Here is a 1,985-nt window from a genome sequence, read left to right as displayed (position 1 = left end):
CTCCCACCGGGAGAGGGGTTGGGGTGAGGGTCCGGCACCACGCGCAGCGTCAGACCGCCAACTGCTCAGCCATCCAACGGCAGACAGTGCTCCACCACCAGTTGCACCGCATCGCCGCCGCGGTAGTCGTCGGCGACCAGCCGATAGGCGATGTGCACGCGGCGGCCCGGTTCGCGACCGTGCCAGCCGTTGAAATGGATCGCGTTCAAGGGCGCGGCGCGGCCAGGACAGCGCAGGCTCAGCTTGAGGTGGCGCTCCTTCAGCACGCGCCACTGCAGCACCTCGAATTCGCCATCGAACAGCGGTTCGGGGAAGCCCTGCCCCCATGGCCCACCCTGGCGCAGCGCCTCGGCATGGCGGTGGTCGAGTTCGTGCGGTTCCAGCACGCCGTCGCTGAGCAGTTCGGCCTGCAGCAGTTCCGCGTCCAGGCTGGCCAGCGCATGCGCGCGGAACACCTCTTCGAACTCGGCCAGCGCGTCCTGCGGCAGGCTCAGGCCCGCGGCCATGGCATGGCCGCCGAACTTCTCCATCAGGCCCGGCCGCTGCGCCTCCACCGCCGCCATCGCGTCGCGGATGTGGAAGCCGGGAATCGAACGCGCCGAACCGCGCAACTGGGTGCTGCCCGGCTCGGCCGGGGCGAAGGCGATCACCGGCCGGTGCAGGCGGTCCTTCATCTTCGAGGCGACCAGGCCGATCACGCCGGGATGCCACTGCGCATCGAACAGGCACACCGCCACCGGCGGCTGCTCGGGCGCGGCCAGCAGCGCCTGCGCCACCACCGCTTCGGCCTCGTCGGTCATCTGCTGCTGCACGGCGCGGCGCTCGGCGTTGATCTCTTCCAGCGTCGCGGCGATCGTGCGCGCCTGTTGCGGGTCCTCGCACAGCAACAACTCGATGCCCAGGGCCATGTCCTCGAGGCGGCCGGCGGCGTTGAGCCGCGGTGCCAGGGCGAAGCCGATGTCGCTGGCGCTGAGCCGCGCCGGGTCGCGGCCGCTGGCCTCGATCAGGGCGCGCAGGCCGAGGCAACCTTCGCCACGCTGCAACCGGCGCAAACCGGCCGAGACCAGCGCGCGGTTGTTGGGATCCAGCGGCACCAGGTCGGCGACGGTGCCGACCGCGACCAGGTCCAGCAGCACACTCAGGTCCGGCGGTGCCGCCGCGAACGCGCCGCGCACGCGCAGGTGCCGGCGCAAGGCCAGCAGCACGTAGAAGATCACGCCGACGCCGGCCAGCATCTTGCTCGGGAAGGCGTCGCCGGCCAGGTTCGGATCGACGATGGCGTCGGCCGGCGGCAAGGCCGGACCCGGCAGGTGGTGGTCGGTGACCAGCACCTGCCAGCCCAGCGCCTTGGCCGCGACGACGCCGGCATGGCAGGCGATGCCGTGGTCCACCGTCACCAGCAGGTCCGGCTGCAACGGCGCCAGTTCCGCGACCAGCGCCGGCGACAGTCCATAGCCATGGACCATGCGGTTGGGTACCGCATGCAGCACCTGCGCGGCGCCGAGCAGGCGCAGCCCGCGCACCGCCACTGCGCAGGCGGTGGCGCCGTCGCAGTCGAAATCGCCGACCACCAGGATGCGCTTGCCCGCCGCGATGGCTTCGGCCAGCAATTCCACTGCGGCGTCGATGCCGCTCAGCGCATCGGGCGGCAGCAGCTGCGCAAGCTTGGGCTGCGCCAGGCCGCTGTCGTGCGCGCCGCGCGCGGCATAGATGCGCCGCAACAGCGGCAACGTCGCCTCGTGCCATGGGCCGGCCGCGGCCGCCGCGGGCCGCCGCACGATGCGCGCGCTGGAACTCATGCGTCCAGGCGCGACAGCGGCCGCCGCCACAGGCGCCAGCGTTGCGCGGGGGCGATGCGGAAACAGGTGCCGTCCTCGAAATCCAGCTGCAGTTGCTGCAGCTCGCCATCGCGCAGCGCCTGCAGCAGCGGCTGCACCACCTCGCCGACGAACTGCTCGGGCGCGCGCAACTGACGCAGGTCGACC

1 protein-coding gene and 1 pseudogene are annotated in these 1,985 nt (G+C 72.2%); both read right to left on the bottom strand.

What is annotated here, in order from left to right; translation table 11 throughout:
• Positions 1 to 65: 65 nt before the first annotated feature.
• Positions 66 to 1,799, bottom strand: coding sequence for a single-stranded-DNA-specific exonuclease RecJ (gene recJ / locus D183_RS0113460; protein ID WP_017909458.1), 1,734 nt, complete (start codon positions 1,797 to 1,799; stop codon positions 66 to 68).
• Positions 1,796 to 1,985, bottom strand: a pseudogene (locus D183_RS24740) (phosphoglycerate mutase); the annotation flags it as partial. The gene recJ and the pseudogene D183_RS24740, both read right to left, overlap by 4 nt.

The organism is Xanthomonas sp. SHU 199 (genome assembly GCF_000364665.1).
Taxonomy (GTDB): Bacteria; Pseudomonadota; Gammaproteobacteria; order Xanthomonadales; family Xanthomonadaceae; genus Xanthomonas_A; species Xanthomonas_A sontii.
Note: the sequence above shows the minus strand (reverse complement) of the source record. Positions and strands in the feature narration are given on the sequence as shown.

Excerpts from the sequence above, each read along its gene's own strand:
- recJ (WP_017909458.1), bottom strand. The coding sequence starts at position 1,799 with ATGAGTTCCAGCGCGCGCATCGTGCGGCGGCCCGCGGCGGCCGCGGCC.